The 20766-nt window shown below is 34.9% G+C and carries 21 protein-coding genes, 1 pseudogene and 1 riboswitch; all 22 genes and pseudogenes read left to right on the forward strand.

Features of this window, described 5'->3' with window-relative positions; genetic code table 11:
* The first annotated feature begins 1 nt into the window (after position 1).
* Positions 2-646, forward strand: coding sequence for a uracil phosphoribosyltransferase (gene upp, locus QVA17_RS06940; protein WP_027431265.1), 645 nt, complete (start codon positions 2-4; stop codon positions 644-646).
* The gene (locus QVA17_RS06945; protein ID WP_027431264.1) at positions 646-1467 is read left to right on the forward strand and encodes a formate/nitrite transporter family protein; all 822 of its coding nucleotides are present in this window, start codon (positions 646-648) and stop codon (positions 1465-1467) included. Before upp ends, QVA17_RS06945 begins: the two co-directional genes overlap by 1 nt.
* A gap of 303 nt (positions 1468-1770) precedes the next feature.
* Positions 1771-2775, forward strand: a complete 1005-nt coding sequence (locus QVA17_RS06950) for an ABC transporter ATP-binding protein (protein ID WP_287387315.1) — start codon at positions 1771-1773, stop codon at positions 2773-2775.
* A gap of 1 nt (position 2776) precedes the next feature.
* Complete coding sequence (locus tag QVA17_RS06955; protein WP_287387317.1) at positions 2777-4201, forward strand: ABC transporter permease; 1425 nt, start codon at positions 2777-2779, stop codon at positions 4199-4201.
* Positions 4194-5594, forward strand: a complete 1401-nt coding sequence (locus QVA17_RS06960; protein WP_287387319.1) for an ABC transporter permease — start codon at positions 4194-4196, stop codon at positions 5592-5594. The genes QVA17_RS06955 and QVA17_RS06960 overlap by 8 nt, the downstream gene beginning before the upstream one ends.
* A gap of 121 nt (positions 5595-5715) precedes the next feature.
* Positions 5716-6885, forward strand: coding sequence for an FprA family A-type flavoprotein (locus QVA17_RS06965; RefSeq protein ID WP_027431260.1), 1170 nt, complete (start codon positions 5716-5718; stop codon positions 6883-6885).
* A 291-nt stretch (positions 6886-7176) separates the two neighbouring features.
* The gene (locus QVA17_RS06970) at positions 7177-7719 is read left to right on the forward strand and encodes a glutathione peroxidase (protein ID WP_287387323.1); all 543 of its coding nucleotides are present in this window, start codon (positions 7177-7179) and stop codon (positions 7717-7719) included.
* A gap of 54 nt (positions 7720-7773) precedes the next feature.
* Positions 7774-8634 (forward strand): NAD(P)/FAD-dependent oxidoreductase, encoded by an 861-nt coding sequence (locus QVA17_RS06975; protein ID WP_287387326.1) that lies wholly within the window; start codon positions 7774-7776, stop codon positions 8632-8634.
* A gap of 335 nt (positions 8635-8969) precedes the next feature.
* On the forward strand, positions 8970-9923 hold the full coding sequence (locus QVA17_RS06980; RefSeq protein WP_287387327.1) for an ABC transporter substrate-binding protein: 954 nt from the start codon (positions 8970-8972) through the stop codon (positions 9921-9923).
* An 18-nt stretch (positions 9924-9941) separates the two neighbouring features.
* Entirely contained in the window at positions 9942-10514 is a 573-nt protein-coding gene (locus QVA17_RS06985; protein WP_287387329.1) for a precorrin-2 dehydrogenase/sirohydrochlorin ferrochelatase family protein, read from the forward strand.
* Complete coding sequence (locus tag QVA17_RS06990) at positions 10511-11515, forward strand: FecCD family ABC transporter permease (protein WP_287387331.1); 1005 nt, start codon at positions 10511-10513, stop codon at positions 11513-11515. Before QVA17_RS06985 ends, QVA17_RS06990 begins: the two co-directional genes overlap by 4 nt.
* The gene (locus QVA17_RS06995; protein ID WP_287387334.1) at positions 11508-12266 is read left to right on the forward strand and encodes an ABC transporter ATP-binding protein; all 759 of its coding nucleotides are present in this window, start codon (positions 11508-11510) and stop codon (positions 12264-12266) included. The genes QVA17_RS06990 and QVA17_RS06995 overlap by 8 nt, the downstream gene beginning before the upstream one ends.
* Positions 12267-12319: 53 nt before the next feature.
* Complete coding sequence (locus QVA17_RS07000) at positions 12320-12991, forward strand: Crp/Fnr family transcriptional regulator (protein ID WP_287387337.1); 672 nt, start codon at positions 12320-12322, stop codon at positions 12989-12991.
* 250 nt (positions 12992-13241) lie between these two features.
* Positions 13242-14234: an anaerobic sulfite reductase subunit AsrA gene (gene asrA / locus QVA17_RS07005; RefSeq protein ID WP_287387341.1), complete on the forward strand. Its 993-nt coding sequence runs from the start codon at positions 13242-13244 to the stop codon at positions 14232-14234.
* Position 14235: 1 nt separating this feature from the next.
* The gene (asrB, locus tag QVA17_RS07010) at positions 14236-15027 is read left to right on the forward strand and encodes an anaerobic sulfite reductase subunit AsrB (protein ID WP_287387344.1); all 792 of its coding nucleotides are present in this window, start codon (positions 14236-14238) and stop codon (positions 15025-15027) included.
* A 10-nt stretch (positions 15028-15037) separates the two neighbouring features.
* Positions 15038-16030 carry a sulfite reductase subunit C gene (gene asrC, locus QVA17_RS07015; protein WP_287387346.1) on the forward strand — a complete coding sequence of 331 codons (993 nt, stop codon included), beginning with the start codon at positions 15038-15040 and terminating at the stop codon, positions 16028-16030.
* 72 nt (positions 16031-16102) lie between these two features.
* On the forward strand, positions 16103-16864 hold the full coding sequence (locus QVA17_RS07020; RefSeq protein WP_287387350.1) for a formate/nitrite transporter family protein: 762 nt from the start codon (positions 16103-16105) through the stop codon (positions 16862-16864).
* 96 nt (positions 16865-16960) lie between these two features.
* Positions 16961-17053, forward strand: a pseudogene (locus QVA17_RS12530) (IS200/IS605 family transposase); the annotation flags it as partial.
* A 176-nt stretch (positions 17054-17229) separates the two neighbouring features.
* Positions 17230-18138 (forward strand): SPFH domain-containing protein, encoded by a 909-nt coding sequence (locus QVA17_RS07025; protein ID WP_287387352.1) that lies wholly within the window; start codon positions 17230-17232, stop codon positions 18136-18138.
* 1 nt (position 18139) lies between these two features.
* On the forward strand, positions 18140-18532 hold the full coding sequence (locus QVA17_RS07030) for a hypothetical protein (RefSeq protein ID WP_287387353.1): 393 nt from the start codon (positions 18140-18142) through the stop codon (positions 18530-18532).
* A gap of 77 nt (positions 18533-18609) precedes the next feature.
* A riboswitch (FMN riboswitch) is annotated at positions 18610-18726 on the forward strand.
* A gap of 285 nt (positions 18727-19011) precedes the next feature.
* Positions 19012-20169, forward strand: a complete 1158-nt coding sequence (ribD, locus tag QVA17_RS07035; RefSeq protein WP_287387355.1) for a bifunctional diaminohydroxyphosphoribosylaminopyrimidine deaminase/5-amino-6-(5-phosphoribosylamino)uracil reductase RibD — start codon at positions 19012-19014, stop codon at positions 20167-20169.
* A gap of 67 nt (positions 20170-20236) precedes the next feature.
* A partial coding sequence (locus QVA17_RS07040; RefSeq protein ID WP_287387357.1) for a riboflavin synthase occupies positions 20237-20766 on the forward strand: 530 nt, incomplete at its 3' end.

Raw genomic sequence — 20766 nt, forward strand, 5'->3', positions numbered from 1 at the left:
TATGAATTTTGATAATGAAGAGAATGTAGTAGTATTTAAGCATCCACTTATCCAGCATAAGATTTCATTGCTTAGAGATAAGGCTACAGGTACAAATGAATTTAGAAAGTTAGTAGAAGAAATCGCTATGCTTGAAGGTTATGAAGCATTAGCTGATCTTCCAGTAGAAGACGTAGAAATCGATACACCAATCGAAACATGCATGACTCCAATGATCGCAGGTAGAAAGCTTGCTATCGTTCCTATTCTTCGTGCAGGTCTTGGTATGGTTCCAGGTGTTTTAAGCCTTGTTCCATCTGCTAAGGTTGGTCATATTGGTATGTATAGAGATGAAGAAACACATGAGCCAGTTCCTTACTACTGCAAGCTTCCTCATCCAATCGAAGAAAGAACAATCGTTGTAACAGATCCTATGCTTGCAACAGGTGGTTCAGCAATCGATGCAATCGATCAGATTAAGAAGACAGGTGGTAAGACAATTAAGTTTATGTGTATTATTGCTGCTCCAGAAGGTCTTGAGAGATTACACAAGGCACACCCAGATGTTCAGATTTATGTTGGACACCTTGATAGAGAATTAAATAAGGATGCATATATCTGTCCAGGTCTTGGCGATGCTGGTGATAGAATTTTTGGTACTAAGTAATGAATAATTTAAAAGAAATAATCGAAGGTAATATGAATGGAGCCATTAAAAAAGGCTCCATGAAAACTACAAAACTAATCTTAATGGGCATTCTTGCAGGTATGTTTATTGCCTTAGGTGGTGCAACAAGTAACACAGCAGTTCACAACATTTCTAATGTTGGAATTGCTAGAACTGTTGCAGGAACAATTTTCCCTGTAGGTTTACTTATGATAGTTTTAGTTGGGGGCGAGCTATTTACAGGAAACTGTTTAATGATTATGTCTTGCCTCGACAAGAAGACTAAAGTAATTAATCTTATAAGAAATCTTATAATTGTATTTTGCTCTAACTTAATAGGTTCACTTATTATTGTGGCTTTAATTTATTTTAGCGGTAATCTTGATTATACATCAGGTGCCCTTGGAGCTTATTCAATTAAAGTAGCGCTAGGAAAGGCAACAATTACTCCAGTAAAGGCTGTAACTTCAGGTATTCTTTGTAATATCTTAGTATGTATGGCTATTTTAATGGGAGCTTCAGCTAAGGAAGTGGCAGGAAAGATTTTAGCTATCTTCTTCCCTATCTTCGCTTTCGTAATTGGCGGTTTCGAGCACGTTGTTGCTAATATGTTTTATATTCCTATTGGATTGTTTGCAAAGCACAATGACAGCTATGTGGCTAAGGCAGAAGAACTTTACGGCCTAACAGCTGATAAGCTAGCAGACTTAAACATTGCTTCAATGTTTCATAATTTCTTATTCGTAGCAATAGGTAATATCCTTGGTGGAATGATTTTCGTAGGATTAATTTACTATATTGTTTATAAAAAAGAAGATTAATACATGAGAATGTGTGAATAATAAGTGTGATATCCATTTTTATTTGAAATTTATGATTTCATGAATATGGATATCGCATTTTTTTTATGCCAAAAAACGTTTTAAACACATAGTAAATATAAAAGTGCGATCAATAAAATTTTATTTCCAAAAAGTGCATAGTTTAAAATTGATAATAATTATAAACTATGATATATTTTTGCTTGTGGAAGAAACTCAAAGGAAAAGGTACGTTATGAATTAGGGTGTATAATGTGTTTTTTGAATAATTCCGCACGAACACAAATTATTCAAGGAGGGCTTATGAGTTTAATTGTAAGTAATTTAACAAAAAAGTACGGAAGCAAAACGGTTGTTGATAACATTTCCTTCGAAATGAATGAGCCAGGGGTTTACGCTTTACTTGGTAGTAATGGTGCTGGTAAGACAACATCCATAAGAATGATATTAGGAATGCTTGAGAAAAATGGTGGTGAAGTTACATGGAATGGACAGCCACTTAATTTTGATACATGTAATATCGGATACTTGGCAGAGGAGAGAGGCCTTTATCCGAAGTATTCATTACTTGATCAGATAAGATATTTTGGTAATTTAAGAGGAGTTACAGGAAAAGAACTTGATAAGAGAATTAAGTACTGGGCTAAGAGACTTAAGGTGGAAGAATACATTTACCCACACTTTGAAGGAGTTGAATCAGGAAAGATTGGTAGTGCTAATAATGTAAATTCTGGTAAGAAATCACTTTTTGCTGCTAGAAGAACAGCTACAATTAAGAAGGTTAAGCCAAAGACAGCAGATCAGTTATCAAAGGGTAATCAGCAAAAGATTCAGTTCCTTATTGCCATGTTATCAAACCCTGATTTAATCGTGCTTGATGAGCCATTTTCAGGATTAGATCCAGTAAATACAGATATCTTAAAGGATGTAGTAAGAGAGCAGATTGCTAATGGCAAGTATATCATTATGTCTAGCCATCAGATGGAAGTTGTAGAGGAGTTCTGTACTGATATCACAATCCTTTCAAGAGCTAAGGCTGTAGTTTCAGGTAATTTAAATGAGATTAAGAAATCTTACGGAAGAGTTAACCTTTATATTAAGACAGAAGTGGATATCACAGATTATATTAACAAGGCCGGTGTAGAACTTGTTAATGAAAAGGATAAAGAATATACATGTAAGGTTACAGGAGATGAGCAGGCTAATGCCTTACTTAGAACTTTAATTGACAATAACATAACAGTTATTAGATTCGACTTAAGCGAACTTTCACTACATGAAATCTTCGTTAAGGAAGTAGGTGCATAATATGGCAGGTTCTAAAAAGGAAAATATTTATAGTCTTAAAGGCTTAAAGTCAGTTTATAAATTTACTACAGGCCAGATGTTTAAGTCTAAATCATACCTTATAGGACTCATTACACTTGTATTGTTAATGTGGTTTATGGGCCCTTTAATGATGGTTTCGGGAAACTTAGGCGCAACATCTGCATCCTCAGCTTTAGATGACTATAATGATAAGGATATTGTATCTATCAATGGAATTATTGTGTGTAACGGTACTGAGATTGAGCTAAGCAAAGAAGATGTTTCTAGCGCTATTGGGGAGAATCTAGCTAATACTTATATTGCAGTGACAAAGGATGCCCTAAGCTATGAGGCGGAATTAGCAGAGTTTAGCAATTCTGTTAGCGTAGATGAAAGTCTTGGTGAAAATGTAGAAGCTAAGGATACTTTAATCACAGTATATTTAACTACAGATTATGAAAATGCATCTTATTTAGTAGATGGTGTTGTCTCAGATAATAGCGTAATTTCCAATGCAACACTTGATAAGGTGCTTGATTCTATCTCAGATACTTTTAATGCTAAAAGATATGAGCAGGCTGGTGTTTCAAGCCTTGATGTGCAGTATGTAATGTCAGGAGTTAGTACAAACGATTCTATGACATCAACAGAATACAATGACATGATTAATAATAAGAATTCTGAGGAAGAGATTTTTACAATTTCATATCAGATGTCACTTTTGATGGTAATTTTAATTTCTCTTTCAATTTCATATATTGTTACAGTTGTTATGGAAGAAAAGTCGTCAAAGCTTGCAGAAACAATCCTTGTAAGTGTACGTCCACTAGCCCTTATAGCAGGTAAGATATTAGCGGTTATGACATACATTTTCACAATTATTATTCTTGGAACAGTGGGTTCCTTAATTTCTAATAGTGTGTGCAAGGCATTGCTCAATTTAGAGTATGAAATCGACTTTATTGATTTCTCAGTTGTGTTTAGTAAGGGACCAATTGTGGTAGCTGTAATTTTAATTTCTCTTATTTGTACTTACCTTATTTTTTCGATTTTTGCAGGAATTATGGGAAGTGCTTGTAACAAGATGGAGGATATTCAGTCAAGCATTCAGGTGGTTGCTACAGTAAATATGGTTGTAGCTTTTGTGGCTATGTTTGGACCACAGTTCTTTGACGAGAAGATAATGCTTGTGTTAAGCATAATACCTCCATTCTCATGCTATTTTGCGCCAATCACATATATGCTTGGAGATTTACCTTTAATTGCAATGATTATTTCTATTATTATCGAAGTATTAGTTGTTGCTGCTTTAGCAATGCTTTGCGCTAAGGTTTATCGTACACTTATTTTAAGTGATGACCATAGATATAAGTTTATGGATATTATTAAATTAGCTAGAAAAAAGGAGGAGGTAACAAATGTTTAAGAATTTCTCTAAAGTTTTTGCCTTCACTTTTAAGAACATGGCAAATACAAAATCCTTTAAATCACTAACTGCATTTCTTGCCCTTGTGCTACTTATAGCACCAACAGTTTTATTCTTGCTTACAACTAAGGATGGTAAGGGTGAAGCCAGGGATGCAGCTTTAAATGAATGTGGACTTGAGAGCATTTACGTTGTAAATCAAGTAAGCTCTTCAGATGTAAACTTTAATGCCTTAAATACTCTTGCAGAAGATGGATACGATAATATTGTTTATGTGAATGAAGAAAATTTAAACACAGCCCTTAAGCTTTCAGATGAAGCAGCGGGGCAAGGCAAGAAAGTAGCGGTATTGCAGCTATTTTCAAAGGATGACTTAATTGAAACAAACCTTATAGTACCGGATGCCTTAGCAGATGATGAGAAGGAAATCAATAACTATAACAAGTTCATTAATAAGTATTCTAATATCTTTGCTGTGATGTCTCTTGGTTTAAGTACAGACCAGATTATGACAATCGCTATGAATACTGACGTTAATAGCTATGATTACACTGGCTATAATACTGGTATTAGTAAAAATGATAAGCTAAATGAACTTGATACAGAAACTGCAGATTCCTACGTTCGTGACGTTATTATTAAGGCCCTTAAGTACATAGTGCCATTCATAAATTTAATGTTTTTCTACTTTATGGTATTGTTCTATTGTCAGGGCGTGACTCAGGCCTTAGTTGTGGAGAAGCAAAACAAATTAATGGATACCATGCTGGTTTCTGTTAAGCCAGAAGCTCTTGCAGCGGGTAAGGTAATTGGAATTAACTGTGCAGCTATTTTACAGGTGGTAATCTGGGTATTAAGTTTAGTTGTTGGCCTAGTTTCAGGTGTGCTTATTACAGATCATTTTAGACCAGGTAACACAAATCCAGTGATTTATTTCCTTAAGAATTTAAATCGCTATGATATCTTTAATCCTTTATATGTTGTAATAGCTATAATGATTTTTATTCTTGGCTTTGTATTATACTCAAGCCTTTCAGCTATTGCAGGTGCTTTATCTACAACTAGAGAAGAGGCAGCAAGTAATAATTATATTTATGTTTTAGCGCTTCTAGCTTCGTATTTTGGAGTTTTATTTGGAGGAGTACTACAAGGTGGAACTTGTCCAATTTGGGCTAGTTTAATTCCATTTACGGCAGCCCTAATTGTACCGGGCTTTGCACTACTTGGAGCTATATCAACAGGCCAGTTAATTGCGTCACTAGCAGTTAGCATAGTAGTATCAGTAATTCTTGTGATATTATCAGGACGTTTATATAGAGTTACAGCCTTGTTTAAGGGAAACAAGATTTCTTTTGCTAAAATGCTTAAAATAATCTTTACATCTAATAGTTAATGTAAGTATAATAAAAAAAGATAAATAAGTATTAGCGTAGCATTATGCTACGCTTTTACTTTAGGCGTGATTACAAATAAATAATAATCTTGCTAATAAATAGAAAAGAGAGGTGACATAAATGAAAGATAATAATATATCTGAAGCTATAAGATATGTTGGCGTTGATGACAAGGACTTAGATCTTTTTGAAAGTCAGTATAAAGTTCCAAATGGTGTTTCATACAATTCATATGTTATTCTAGATGATAAAATTACAGTAATGGATGGCGTAGATGATAGAGGAGAAGACGAGTGGCTTGCTAATATCGAGAAATTACTTGAGGGAAAGAAGCCAGACTACCTAGTTGTATTACATTTTGAACCAGATCATTCAGGCGGAATCGAGAAGTTCTTAGTTAAGTATCCAGAGACAACAGTTGTGGGAAATGCAAAGACATTTTCAGTGGGTTCAAACTTCGTAGAGTTAGATAAGTACCCACAGCATCTTGTTAAGGAAGGGGACGAGCTTTGCCTTGGTAAGCATACATTAAAGTTTATGATGGCTCCAATGGTACACTGGCCAGAGGTTATGCTTGCTTTCGAAGAGACAGAAGGAGTTTTATTCTCAGCTGATGCCTTCGGTAAGTTTGGCGCTCTTGAATTTGAAGAGGACAACTGGGTTGACGAGGCTAGAAGATACTATATCAATATCGTTGGTAAGTATGGTGCTCCAGTTCAGACAGTTCTTAAGAAGGCTGCAGCTCTTGATATTAAGAAGATTGCTCCACTTCATGGACCAGTTTTATCTGAAAATCTTTCTTACTATATTGGCTTATACGACACATGGAGCAGCTATAAGCCAGAAGAATCCGGCGTTTTAGTAGCTTATGCTTCAATTCATGGCAATACAGAACTAGTTGCTAAGTATGTGGCTAAGAAGCTTGAAGAAAAGGGTGAGAAGGTAGTTCTTACAGACCTTACAAGACAGGACAAGTCTCAGGCTGTAGCAGATGCCTTTAGATTTGATAGAATGGTACTTGCTGCATCAAGCTATGATGGTGGCGTATTTATTCCTATGGAAGACTTCCTTGTAGACCTTTCTTATAAGACATACCAGAATCGTAAGGTCGCTCTTATTGAGAACGGATCTTGGGGTCCAACAGCTGGTCGTAAGATGAAGGGACATATTGAAGGCTTTAAGAATGTAGAAATTATTGGCGATATGGTTACAATTAAGTCTAGAGCTAAGGATGCTGATTATGCAAATGTAGACGCTTTAGTAGAGGCAGTTGTAGCAGCTAAGAACTAAATTTTGTCAATTTTTGGTGGAGTTTATAAAATTAAATATAGCGAAAATGTAGATTATAAGCGAAATGAAATAGAGATTTGAGAAAAATTATCTTAAATCTCTATTTTTTGTTGACAAATTATCAAAGATTGCATACAATCTAATTGAAAGCAATTAAACAGGAAATACTTAAATCTGTTATTTACTAAAAAATATATGGTGACATCTACTAACTAACATTGTATAAAAGTTTATGTTATAATAGCTTTAAGTAGTTCGTGTCAATTAAAAGTTTAAATATGGAGGTTCAGTATGAGTTTTTATGATTATTCAGTAACAACACCAGATGGTACAGAGGTTTCTATGTCAGATTTCAAGGACAAGGTAGTTTTAGTTGTTAATACAGCAACAGGATGTGGATTCACACCACACTATAAGGATCTTGAAGCAATGTATGAGAAGTTCCACGAGCAGGGATTTGAAATTGTTGATGTTCCATGCAATCAGTTTGCAGGACAGACACCAGGTAATGATGAGGAAATTCATGAATTTTGCCAGTTAAAGTACAATACACAGTTCCCTCAGTACAAGAAGAGTGATGTTAATGGTGAAACTGCAATCCCATTATTTAAATATTTAAAGAGCCAGAAGGGCTTTGAAGGTTTTGGTAAAGGACCTAAGGCATTAGCAATGAGCGCTATGCTTAAGAAGATTGATAGTGATTATAAGAATAATTCAGAGATTAAGTGGAACTTTACTAAGTTTGTTGTAAATAGACAGGGTGAGGTTGTTGCTAGATTTGAACCAACAACTAAGATGTCAGAAGTTGAAAAGTGTGTTGCAAGTCTTATCTAGTTAGACTATAGTAGTTAATACATTTATAATACGATTAGGAAAAAGGAGGAAGCCATGAGATACGATGTAGCAATCATTGGAACAGGCCCAGGCGGTGTTTCTGCGGCCCTAACTCTTAAGAATAGAGGTAAGAATATAATCATGATTGGTAGTAAGCAGTCTGCTAAGGTTAGCAAGGCACATGCTATCATGAATTATCCAGGTTTACCTAATGTTACAGGAGCCCAGCTTGCAGATGCCTTTAGTAAGCACCTTGAACTAGCTGGAGTTGAAATTACAGAAGATAGAGTAAGTACAATATATGATATGGGTGATTTCTTCGGAATTCAGGGCGGTAACGAGATGTATGAAGCAAGTGCAGTTATTCTTGCAACAGGTGTAGTTACTGGTAAGGCAATTCCAGGTGAAGATGCACTTTTAGGTAATGGTGTAAGTTACTGTGCAACATGTGATGCCCCACTTTACAAGGGTAAGGATGTGGCAGTAATTGGCTATAGCAAGAAGGAAGAAGAAGAGGCTGCTTTCCTTTCAGAGGTTTGTGCTAACGTAACTTATATTCCAATGTATAAAGAAGAGTTAGATTTACCAGAATCTGTTAAGGTTGTAAATGTTAAGCCTACAGAAATTGTAAAAGAAGATACAAAGAGAATTATTAAGTCAGAGGGTGACGATATTGCAGTAGACTGCGTATTTGTTCTTAGAGATGCAATTTCTCCAGGACAGTTAGTACCAGGCCTTGAAACAGAAGGTGCTCACGTTGTTGTTAAGCGTGACATGTCTACTAATATTAAGGGATGCTTTGCTTGTGGAGATATTACAGGCTTACCTTACCAGTACGTTAAGTCAGCTGGTGAAGGAAATGTAGCAGCACTTTCAGCTGTAACATATTTAGCAACACTTCCAAAGCAGGCATAATAATTACGCTTCATCTTAAACTAGGCCTTAGGCCAAAAGCTTAGGGCCAACTCTAATTAAATACATATTTTTAGACGAGATGACTCCCGCCACTTTAAAGTGGTGGGGGTTATTTTATTGACTTTTATTAAGTTCTAAAATAAATATAAACTTTACCGTTCTAAAGTATTAAGACTCTATGACTTAAATCACACTTATTTATTATAAATTTTATTGAAATATAGGCCTTAAAGCTAGTGTTTATGGGAAACTCACCAGACGATGCTAATATTTACATAAGCTATTTAAAGTGTTAAAATTATATAAAATATCAGAGAGAATTGAAAAGGAGTATTATGAAGAGAAAGATAGTTTTATCTCTAATTTTATGTCTAGCAGTGACTTTTACTGCCTGTTTAGAGACAGAAAAAAAGAATAATAAGCAAGATATTAATATAACACAAAATCAGGAAGGCGTGACATTTACTGATTCCCTAGGTCGTGAGCTTACAGTTTCAAAGGCTGATAGAGTTGTTACCCTACTTGGAAGTTTTTGCGATGAGTGGATGGTAGCAGGCGGAAGCGTTGTTGGTACAGCTAGCGATACATTTACAAGTTATGACTTTGTCTTTGATGAATCAGTGGCTAATACAGGTAGTAATTTACATCCAGATGTGGAAAATATTATTAATTTAGAGCCAGATTTAGTAATTGCATCAAGCAAGTTAGATGGTCAGGTTGAAATTAAGGAAACGTTAGAGAATGCAGGTATAACAGTTGCCTATTTTAATGTAGATAATTTTGATGATTACTCAAAAACAATGGAGATTTTTACAACTATTACAAAAAGAGATGACTTATATAAGCAAAATGTAACAGATGTTAGTAATCAGATTGAAGCAGCTAAAAGTCAGATTGATGGCAGAAAGCCAAAGGTTTTATTTATACGAGCAGCCGCTTCTTCAGTTAAGGTTAAAACAAGTACTGGTACAGTTGGTGGCGAGATTTTAAAGGATTTGGATACAGTTAATATTGCAGATTCTAATAAGAGTTTAGAAGACTTAAGTATGGAGGCTATTTTACTTGAAGATCCAGATTATATCTTTGTTACAGTTCAGGGCAGTGATGTAGATAAGGCCCTAGAAAATGTAAATAAGCTTTTAATTAGTAATCCGGCATGGAATTCACTTACAGCTGTTAAGAATAATAACTATTATGTTTTAGATAAGATGTTATATAACTCTAAACCAAATGCAAAATGGGGCGAGGCTTACAAGAAACTAGCAGATATTATTTATCCTAAAAACTAAAAGGGAAAGGAATTGACTATGGCTTATTTTCCGTTTTTTGTGGATGTAACAAATCTACATGGACTTATAATTGGCGGTGGAAACATTGCTTTAGAAAAAGTGGAAAGGTTGTTAGCATTTGACGCAAAAATCACTTTAATAGCAGATAGAATATCTGATGAAATTAAAAAATATGCAGATAGAATGGAACTTATTGAAGAAAAGTATTATAAAGAAATCCTAGAAAAGGCGGATTACGTGGTAGCTGCCACAGATAATACTAAGCTTAATGAGATAGTATATAGTGATGCTAGGAAGTTAAATCTTCTTGTAAATGTGGTAGATGTGCCAGATATGTGTGATTTTATTTTTCCATCGGTTATGAAAAAGGGAAAGCTTGTTGTGGGGGTATCTACAAGTGGAGCTGGACCTCAGGTAGCCATAAGACTTAGAAAGAAAATAGAAGAATCAATTCCTAGTGATATTGAAGAAATTCTAGATCAATTAGCAGAGGCTAGAATAGTTGCTAAAGAAACAATGCCAGATTCAGGCAAAAGACGTAAGTACTTAATTGATTTAGCCAACGAATTATTAGATGGGACTGGACTATGATAAAAAATAATTTTTGTAAAAAAAGCATTCTTGTTTTTGTATTTATTTTACTAGTTATCTTTTCCATACTTGGATTAGTTTATGGCAGTGTAAACATTCCCTTAAAGGATCTTTTAAATGTTTTGTCTTTTAGGGATACAAGTTCTAAGATGGCTGTAATAATTTGGTCGGTGCGTTTACCAAGAGTGCTTGGAGGAATTCTTTGTGGCGCTGGTTTAGGAATAGCAGGGGTCATTCTACAAAGTGTAATGAACAATGCCCTAGCAAGTCCTAATACCATAGGTGTTAATTCAGGTGCAGGCTTTTTTGTAATGCTTTCTATGATAATTGCACCTAATAACTTATTTTTAAAACCGATGATGGCTTTTATTGGTGCATTTGTAACATCTCTTGTAATACTAACTTTGGCTTATATTGCAGAAAAGTCAAGAATTACTATTGTTTTGGCAGGTATTACAATTTCTAGCTTTTTATCAGCGGGTATGAGTGTAATAAAAGTTTTAGATTCAGATGTTAATGTAAATGCAACTAATTTCCTAGTAGGCTCTCTAGCTGGAGTTACAATGGATGCTCTTTTTTTACCTGCTATAGGAATTTCCATAGCGATTATAATTACAATTATTCTTTCTAAGGCTCTAAATATCTTAGCTTTAGGAGATGGTGTAGCTTACTCGGTTGGCCTTAGAGTAAACTTATTTAGAATGATTTTTGTAATTATTGCCAGTTTTCTAGCAGGCCTAGTTGTAAGTTTTGCAGGTTTAATAGGCTTTGTGGGCTTAATTGTGCCTCATATAGCTAGAAGCATTTTTGGAAATGATGCCAAAATTTTAGTTCCATCATCAATGCTTATTGCATCTTTACTTGTAGTAGTTGCTGACCTTTTGGGACGAGTTATATTTGCACCATATGAATTAGCAGTAGGAATTTTATTGTCCCTTGCAGGAGGCCCATTTTTCCTATATTTACTCATGAGAAAAGGAGGTAGAAGACTTAATGCTTAAGTTTTGTAATGTTAGTGTGGAAGTCTCAAAAACTCCAATCTTAAAGGATATTTCTGTTTCTTTTAAAGAGGGAAAGATTACAGCTATTATTGGACCTAATGGGTGTGGTAAAACTACTCTTTTACAGACTCTTAATGGTATGAGTAAGGTGACTTCAGGGAAAATACTTCTTAATGATGAAGATTTCTTGTTATTAGGCTTTAGACAAAGAGCGAAAAGGCTCTCATTTATGCCTCAGTTTAGGGATAATAACTTGAATATTTCAGTAAAGAAATTAGTGGAGCATGGTAGATTTTCTTATATGGGCTTTACAAGAAAAATGAGCAAAGAAGATAAGTCGGCCATTATGGGAGCCCTAGAATACACTAATCTTTTAGATTATAAAGACAAAATACTAAATGAATTATCAGGAGGTTTACAGCAGCGTGTCTTTTTAAGTATGCAGCTAGCTCAAAATAGCCCTTATATGGTTATGGACGAACCTATGAATTTCCTGGATTTTGCTAGTAAAAGAGATATCTATAGGCTTATTAGAGATCTTGCAAAAAAAGGAAAGACAGTGGTTATTGTAATGCATGATATAGGTCAGGCTCTTAAACTTGCTGATGAAATTGTTGTTATGAAAGATAGAAAAGTTGTGGCCTGCAATAGCCCTAAAGCCTGCATAGATTCAGGCGTTATAGAAGAAGTTTTTGATTGTAAGATAAAAAGTGTAGAAGTTGATGGAGAAACAGAATACTTAGTAATATAGTTAATATTAAATTCTAAAAAAGCTAATATTCGAAAGGATTAGATATTTAGTCTATGAACAGTAAGGTAAAATCAAGAAATGTCCTAAATAAGTTATCTAAAGAAAGTAGAGATAATCTTTTTAAATTGGGCAAGCTTATTAATAAGGACAAGGGCGAAGTGCTCTTTATTGAAAGAGATAAAATAGAGTATATGTACATAATCGTTGAGGGTTATGTTTCCCTATACAGAAATTCTAGATATGGGGATGAAAGAGTTATATTTATATGCACTGAAGGAGAAATTATTAACGAGGTATGCATGCAAGATGATAAAACATCAATTGCTGCTAAAACACTAAGTGAAGTAAGCTTACTTAAAATTTATGTTAAGGACTTAGATAAGTATTTTGCTAAGGACTATGAAGCCTTTAGAATTGTATATAATTCTCTAGCTCATAAACTAAGAAGATTGTATAGACAAACAGGTAATTCTAACGGAACTTTCCCAATTGAGAAAAGACTTGCAGCAAGATTGTGGAAACTTGCAAGAGACTATGGTAAAGATGTGGAAAGTGGAAGAAGAATAAGATTTGAAGTGACAGTAACACTTTTAGCTAATATGGTAGGGGCTAAAAGGGAAACTGTATCGAGAATAATTTCTAGATTAAAAAAAGAAAAAATAATAAAGCACGAAAAGGGTGTTCTTACTGTTTTAGATATGGATGGTTTAAAAACCATAGTATAAATTTACTAAAAATATGACGAATTTTGATTATTTTTTAACAAAAATGAATAGAGCGTGACATATATCACAGATTTTAAACCGGTTTTAATTGATAATTATTATCAAGTATGACCGGTTTTTAATTTACTTTTTGTTGAATTTTTATTTTTTTTTAAGAAAAAGGGACGGGGAAAACTTTGTTATTAAGATTGTTAAATAAAAAACAATCCGTAAATAAAATTCGCTTTTTGTAAAGGAAAGGAGATGTGTTATGGGTTATCAATTATCTAAAGAAAAGATGGAATCCATATTTAAGACATTACAGGAAACACATGATATTTATGCACCTGTAGTAAAAAAAGGAGACGGTACATTTTCAGAAGTAGACGTTGTTCGCTATGATAAGGTTACAAGTCTTGATGAAATTGAATGGAATAAAAAATCCGATTATTCATTTAAAGAGGCTTTATTATCAATTAACGAAACTCTTTTCTACTTTACAGAAGATGAAACTACTGTTCCAAAGGGACCAACTAAGGACCTATTAATTTTCCTTAGAGCATGTGATATGCATGCACTTAAAAGACTAGATCAGATTTACCTTGATAATAAATTTGGCGATTTCTATTACCAGAGAGTAAGAGCAAGAGCTAAGTTTTGCTTAATGGGTTGTGAGCACTCTTGCGATTCAGGTTACTGTGTTGCTATGGGAACTAATAAGGCTGACGACTACGATTTATATTTAAAGCTAGATGGAGACAAGGTTTTAGTAGATGCTAAGAATGAAGACTTTGTTGCTATCTTTAATGAAGAGAGCAAGTTAGATGTTACACCTGACTATGTAACAGAAAACAAGCAGAAGGTTTCAATTCCTAAGAATCTTTCAAAGGCTACTAAGGATAATCCTATTTGGGAAGAATATGGTTCTAGATGTATTGGTTGTGGAAGATGTAATTTCGTCTGTCCAACATGTACATGCTTTACAATGCAGGATATCTTCTATAAGGATAATCCTAAGGTTGGTGAAAGAAGAAGAGTTTGGGCATCATGTCAGATTGATGGCTATTCACAGATTGCTGGTGGTTTCGAATTTAGAAAGAGCCAGGCTGACCGTATAAGATTTAAGGTTATGCATAAGCATTACGATTTTGAAAAGAGATTTGGCTACTCAATGTGTGTAGGTTGTGGTAGATGTGATGACGTCTGTCCTGAATACATTTCACATGCAGCAATTCTTAATAGATTAGCAAAGGAGGAAGGTTAATATGAAAAACGAATACGTTCCATTTCCTTCTGAGATAAAAGAAGTAATTAAACATACTAATTTAGAATATACTTTCCGTATGGAATTTGATGGTGATGTTAAGCCAGGACAGTTCTTTGAAATTTCAATTCCAAAGTATGGTGAAGCTCCAATTTCAGTAAGTGGTATTGCTGATGGCTTAGTAGATTTTACAATTAGAAGAGTTGGTAAGGTTACTGATGAAGTTTTTGAAAACTATGTTGGTGATAAGTTACTTATTCGTGGACCATATGGTAACGGTTTTGATATTGAAAACTTTAAGGGTAAGGAAGTCGTAATTATTGGTGGTGGTACTGGTGTATCTCCAATGAGAGGTGTTATTCAGCATTTTGCAGCTAATCCTAAAGATGCAGTTTCAACAACACTTATTGCAGGTTTTAAGAGCCCTGAAGATGTTTTATTTAAGGCAGATTTTGAAGAATGGGCTAAGACAATTAATGTAATTAAGACTGTAGATGCAGCACCAGAGGGCTATGAAGGTCCTGTGGGAATGGTTACTAAATATATTCCAGACCTTAAGTTTGAAGATTCTAAGAATGCAGTATTTATCTGTGTTGGACCTCCAATTATGATTAAGTTTACAATCCAGGAAATTAAAAAGCTTGGTATAGAAGATGAGCAGATTTGGACTTCATATGAAAGAAAGATGTGCTGTGGTGTTGGTAAATGTGGTCACTGTAAGATGGATGACAAGTATGTCTGCTTAGATGGACCAGTATTTAATTACACTGAAGCTAAGGAATTATTTGATTAAGGAGGTTTCTATGAGTCTTGATATAAATACAAAAAAAGCCAAAAAACATGCATGGCGTATTAGTAAAGAGCGTGGTATAGGAGCTTCTAGAATTAGAGTTCCAGGTGGTTATCTAGATGCCGAAGTACTTGGTATGGTACAAAAAATTGCTAGAGAATATGGTAATGGATATGTTCATTTAACAACTCGTCAGGGTTTTGAAATTGAAGGTATTCATCTTGAAGATATGGACAAGGTTAATGAATTACTTCAGCCAATTATTGAGAAGGTAGGAATTAATCAGAATCCAGAAGATAAGGAAAATGTTAATGGATATTCAGCATCAGGTACAAGAAATGTATCTGCATGTATCGGTAATAATGTATGTCCATTTGCTAACTATAATACATCAAAGCTTGCAAGAAGAATCGATAAGGAAATCTTCCCTAACGACCTTCACTTTAAGATTGCATGTACAGGATGTGCTAACGACTGTGCTAAGGTTCGTATGCACGATTTTGGTATTATTGGTATGACAATGCCACAATATGATCCTGATAGATGTATTAGCTGTAACGCTTGTGTTAAGGGTTGTACATCTTTATCAGTTTCAGCACTTCGTATGGAAAACTACAAGATTGTAAGAGATACTGAAAAATGTATTGGTTGTGGTGTTTGTGTTACAAAGTGTCCTACAAGAGCTTGGACAAGATCTGAAAAGAAGTATTATAAGCTTACAATCATGGGACGTACAGGTAAGAAGAATCCTAGACTTGGTAAGGACTTCCTTGTATGGGCTGATGAAGAAAATATTGTTAAGATCATCAAGAATACATATAAGTTCGTTGAAGAATATATTTCACCAAACGCTCCAGCTAGAAAAGAGCATATTGGTTACATTATTGATCGCGTAGGCTTTGAAAAGTTCAAAGAATTCGCACTTAAAGATGTAGAATTAATGCCAGAGACTATTATGAATAATAACGTGTATTGGGAAGGCATTCATTTCGATAATAAACATTAATTTTTTAAAGGCTTGGGGTATGCTAAAAAGCTAATTAGGCCTTAAAAAAGCAAAGATTAAAGGAGTAAATTTATGTTTAAAGATGAATTTGAAATGGCTGCTAATGGTGCAGCAAGTAAAGCAAGCTTACTTAAAAAGAATCCTATTGGATATTTCTTATTATCAATGCTTGCCGGTGCTTTTATCGGTTTTGGTATTTTACTTATTTTTACTATTGGTGGTCAGCTAGGTGGAGCTCCTGCAACTAAGACAGTTATGGGTGCTTCATTTGGTATCGCACTTTCACTTGTTGTAATCTGTGGTGCAGAACTTTTTACAGGTAATAACCTTGTAATGACAGCAGGTGTTTTAAAGAAGAAGACATCAATTTTTGATGCTATTAAGGTATGGATCGTTTGTTACCTTGGTAACTGGGCTGGTGCAGTTGTACTTGCATTAATTTACAACTACACAGGACTTGCTAAGGGTGCTGTAGGTACATTTATGGCTAATGGCGCACTTGGTAAAATGTCAGCAACAGCTCCTGAACTTTTTACAAGAGCTATTCTTTGTAACATGTTAGTTTGCCTTGCTGTTTGGTCAGGTTTTAGAGCTAAGTCTGATTCTGCTAAGTTAATCATGGTATTCTGGTGCTTATTTGCCTTTATTACATCAGGTTTTGAGCATAGTATTGCTAACATGACTCTCCTTACAGAAGCTCTTTTAAACCCATGTGGTGTAGCAGTTACAACAGCAGGTTATTTCCATAACCTCTTATGGGTAACACTTGGTAATATGGTAGGTGGTATTTTATTTATTGCCGTTCCTTATTATGTTGGTGCTAGAGAAAAATAAAAAAACTTATAAGTACACTTAGAGGAAATTAGCTAGATTCTCATATTTGTAAAGTGTGTTTGTATAAATGGAAGAAACAACCTTGTCTAATAAGACTTGGTTGTTTTTTCTTTAGCACACACTAAATGGATGTGTAAGTACCATATAGTGTTCACACCTAAGTATATGAGAGATTTTTATACCAAGCTTTTTAATTGCAGAGATTAGAATGAAAATGTGTAAAATCCACTAATGTGTCAAAAATACCACGTTTAAGTTATTAAAATGTAAATATATATGTTTTATTTTTTTGTAAATGATGTTATTATAAATTTAACAAATCAGTACACAAAAAATAAAGGCTGATAATAATGGAGGTAAAAATTATGCCAGTTTTTTTAATTGTTTTAGCAGTTTTAGTTGTCATTTTGTTGTGCTCAATTAGAATTGTTCCACAGGCAAATGCTTATGTAATTGAAAGATTAGGTAGGTATAAATCTACATGGAGTGCAGGTATTCACATCTTGATTCCTATTATTGATAGAATTTCAAGAAAAGTTCTAATTAAAGAGCAAGTTGCAGATTTTGCACCACAGCCAGTAATCACAAAGGATAATGTAACAATGCAGATCGACTCAATTGTATATTTCAAGATTTTCAATCCACAGTTATATACATACGGAGTTGAGAACCCAATCGTTGCTATTGAAAATTTAACAGCAACAACACTACGTAACATCATTGGTGATATGACTCTTGATGAAACACTTACATCTAGAGATCAGATTAATTCAAAGATGCTTGAAACTATTGACGCTGCCACAGATCCATGGGGTATCAAGATCAATAGAGTAGAATTAAAGAATATTAACCCACCAGCTGCTATCCGTGAATCAATGGAAAAGCAGATGAAGGCTGAAAGAGAGAAGAGAGCTGCAATTCTTACTGCAGAAGGTGAGAAGCAGTCTATGATCTTAGAGGCTCAGGGTCGTAAGGAATCAGCAGTCCTTAATGCTGAGGCTGAAAAGCAGGCAACTATCCTTGCTGCTGAAGCTCAGAAGGAAAAGGAAATTAAGGAAGCTGAAGGTAAGGCTGAGGCTATCAGAGCAATCCAGGACGCTAACGCATATGGTATTGAAAAATTAAAGCAGGCTGGAGCTGATATGACAGTTCTTAGACTTAAGAGCCTAGAAACTCTTGAGAAGGTAGCTGATGGTCAGGCTACAAAGATTATTGTACCATCTGAAATCCAGAATTTAGCTGGTTTAGTAGAGTCTGTTAAGGAGATAAAGTAAAATGTCAGAGATATTTACTCTAGTATGGCTTGTATTTGTAGTAGTTTGTTCAGCTATTATAGGTCAAAGTAAAAAGAAAAATAAGAATAATAGCCAGAATGCTAGAGTTAGTCAGCAGGCAAGAAGACAACAGACTAAGGTAAATAAGACTAATTTTACTCAGTGGAATTCGGCTTCTATGAATAATAGTGCAAGCCAGAATTTCAACAATTTCTCTAGCAATGGACAAAAGATAGACAAGTCTTTTGATTATACTTGCGAAACAAGATATGATCACACACATAGACCAGAGTACTCAATGCCTAATCGTTATGTGGTGCATGAAAAACCAACAACAGGTTATATAGTACTTAATGGTAAAAGATATTCTAAAAAAGAATTAAAGAATATGTAAATGATACATTTTATCAAAAGAATACATTCTAGGATATTGACAGACATTATATATGGGTATATAGTGTAGTCAATTGAATAGTTCTTCGGGGCGTGGTGAAAGTCCACACCGGCGGTAAAGCCCGCGAGCAAGCAATTGCATGACTTGGTGAGATTCCAAGGCCGACAGTAAAGTCTGGATGGTAGAAGATGATAATTATGTGATTAGATTATTAGGCGCTCTGGAATTTTCCAGAGCGTTTTTTTAATTACAATTTAGCATTTAATATGCATGTAAAAGTTTTAGTGATAGTACTTGGAGCTTCGAAGATTATTCTTCGAAGCTTTTTTAACTCAGTCGGAGTACAAGCTCCGACTGAGTTAAACGCTCCGCGAGGATGCGCACGGATTCGGACAGGAATTTGTCTGCTTCAGCAGACCCGAATCCGGCGCACAAGACTCGCGAGCGAGTCTTGATTGAGTTTAAGGGAGGCAGGATTAATGAAAGAAAATATAGATGAAATGTATATGAAAGAAGCAATAGAGCTGGCAAAGAAGGGAATAGGCTTTACTAATCCAAATCCTTTAGTTGGAGCAGTTATTGTAAAAAACGGACAAATCATAGGTAGAGGATATCATAAAAAATATGGGCAGCTTCACGCAGAACGAGAAGCTATTAAAAACTGCATCGAAGAGGGCAATGCAGAGCTTATGAAGGGAGCATGCATTTATGTAACTCTAGAGCCTTGTTGCCACACAGGAAAGCAGCCTCCTTGTACTGAGGCAATAATAGAGGCGGGCTTTGAAAGAGTGGTTATAGGTTCTATGGATCCGAATCCCTTGGTTGCAGGTCGTGGCGTTGAGATTTTAAAAAATGCTGGCATTAAAGTAGAAGGTCCTGTGGCTAATAAAGAATGTCTAGCCCTTAATAAAATCTTCTTTCATTACATAACAAAGAAGAAGCCTTTAGTAACTTTAAAGGTAGCTCAAACCCTAGACGGAAAGATTGCTACATTTTCAGGGGAATCCAAATGGATAACTTCAGAAAAAGCGAGAGAAAGGGTGCACCTTGATAGACATAAAAATAAGGCAATCCTTGTGGGAGTGGCTACGGTTCTAAAAGATAATCCAATGCTTAATTGTAGAAATAAGACATTAAAGGAAGTATCAAATCCTATTAGAATCATTTGCGATACAAATCTTAATACTCCTATAGAGGCAAATGTGGTGCAGACAGCAAAGGAGCAGGAGACTTGGATATTTACAGCTATTAAGGAAGAGAAGATATGTGATAGATATAAGAAATTTGGGGTAAAGATAATTAATGATAGCTCAGTTATTAAAGTTGAAAAAAACGGACATAAGGCTATCAATCTAAAAGCCTTAGTTGATTATCTAGGAGCTAATGGTATTGATAGTTTAATAGTTGAGGGCGGTGGCACAATTAATTTCTCAGCTCTTAAGGAAAAAATTGTAGACCAAATTCAGGTCTACATAGCTCCTAAAATTTTTGGAGGTATTGAGGCTAAAACAGCAGTGGAAGGACAGGGAGTAGAATTCCCTAAAGATGCCTTTATTGTGGATAATTTAGAGCTTGAAAGAATCGGAGAGGACATCTTATTAGAGGGTAACTTAAAATATTCTGACGAAAATGAATAAAAATTACTAGTATATGTAGACAATTTTAGAGTAAATAAGCGGATTTTTTGGAAGGAAGTGAAATTAAATGTTTACAGGAATTATTGAAGAAATCGGACATGTTGCTTCTATAAAAAGAGGAGCTAAATCCGTAGTTCTTACAATAAAAGCTAAAGAGGTTATGGAAGGGACTAAGCTAGGAGATTCCATTGCGGTTAATGGAGTTTGTCTTACAGTTACAAGCCTTACAGCCGCAGGCTTTATGGCAGATGTAATGCATGAAAGCATGGAGCGTTCAAGCCTTTCTAAGTTAAAGATTGGCGATGCAGTTAACTTAGAGAGAGCCATGCTTGCAGGGGGCAGATTTGGAGGTCACATAGTTTCAGGCCATATTGATGGCGTGGGGAAAATTGAAAAAATACGACAAGATGACAATGCCTATTGGTACAAGATAACTGCTAGCAGTGAGATTATAAATTGTATTGTAATGAAGGGCTCTATAACAATTGATGGAATAAGCCTTACTGTGGCAGGTCTTGATGATACAAGCTTTAGCGTGTCAATTATCCCTCATACAAGAGCCAACACAATCTTGGCTAATAGGAAAGTCGGAGATTT

It is taken from the genome of Lachnospira sp., from assembly GCF_016290755.1.
GTDB lineage: Bacteria > Bacillota > Clostridia > Lachnospirales > Lachnospiraceae > Lachnospira > Lachnospira multipara.

Coding starts and splice junctions, on each gene's coding strand:
- QVA17_RS07020 (WP_287387350.1), top strand. CDS start 16,103: ATGTTTAAAGATGAATTTGAAATGGCTGCTAATGGTGCAGCAAGTAAA.
- ribD (WP_287387355.1), top strand. CDS start 19,012: ATGAAAGAAAATATAGATGAAATGTATATGAAAGAAGCAATAGAGCTG.
- QVA17_RS06960 (WP_287387319.1), top strand. CDS start 4,194: ATGTTTAAGAATTTCTCTAAAGTTTTTGCCTTCACTTTTAAGAACATG.
- QVA17_RS06980 (WP_287387327.1), top strand. CDS start 8,970: ATGAAGAGAAAGATAGTTTTATCTCTAATTTTATGTCTAGCAGTGACT.
- QVA17_RS06970 (WP_287387323.1), top strand. CDS start 7,177: ATGAGTTTTTATGATTATTCAGTAACAACACCAGATGGTACAGAGGTT.
- QVA17_RS06950 (WP_287387315.1), top strand. CDS start 1,771: ATGAGTTTAATTGTAAGTAATTTAACAAAAAAGTACGGAAGCAAAACG.
- asrA (WP_287387341.1), top strand. CDS start 13,242: ATGGGTTATCAATTATCTAAAGAAAAGATGGAATCCATATTTAAGACA.
- QVA17_RS06995 (WP_287387334.1), top strand. CDS start 11,508: ATGCTTAAGTTTTGTAATGTTAGTGTGGAAGTCTCAAAAACTCCAATC.
- QVA17_RS06965 (WP_027431260.1), top strand. CDS start 5,716: ATGAAAGATAATAATATATCTGAAGCTATAAGATATGTTGGCGTTGAT.
- asrB (WP_287387344.1), top strand. CDS start 14,236: ATGAAAAACGAATACGTTCCATTTCCTTCTGAGATAAAAGAAGTAATT.
- QVA17_RS06985 (WP_287387329.1), top strand. CDS start 9,942: ATGGCTTATTTTCCGTTTTTTGTGGATGTAACAAATCTACATGGACTT.
- QVA17_RS06990 (WP_287387331.1), top strand. CDS start 10,511: ATGATAAAAAATAATTTTTGTAAAAAAAGCATTCTTGTTTTTGTATTT.
- QVA17_RS07000 (WP_287387337.1), top strand. CDS start 12,320: ATGAACAGTAAGGTAAAATCAAGAAATGTCCTAAATAAGTTATCTAAA.
- QVA17_RS06955 (WP_287387317.1), top strand. CDS start 2,777: ATGGCAGGTTCTAAAAAGGAAAATATTTATAGTCTTAAAGGCTTAAAG.
- upp (WP_027431265.1), top strand. CDS start 2: ATGAATTTTGATAATGAAGAGAATGTAGTAGTATTTAAGCATCCACTT.
- QVA17_RS07030 (WP_287387353.1), top strand. CDS start 18,140: ATGTCAGAGATATTTACTCTAGTATGGCTTGTATTTGTAGTAGTTTGT.
- QVA17_RS07025 (WP_287387352.1), top strand. CDS start 17,230: ATGCCAGTTTTTTTAATTGTTTTAGCAGTTTTAGTTGTCATTTTGTTG.
- asrC (WP_287387346.1), top strand. CDS start 15,038: ATGAGTCTTGATATAAATACAAAAAAAGCCAAAAAACATGCATGGCGT.
- QVA17_RS06945 (WP_027431264.1), top strand. CDS start 646: ATGAATAATTTAAAAGAAATAATCGAAGGTAATATGAATGGAGCCATT.
- QVA17_RS06975 (WP_287387326.1), top strand. CDS start 7,774: ATGAGATACGATGTAGCAATCATTGGAACAGGCCCAGGCGGTGTTTCT.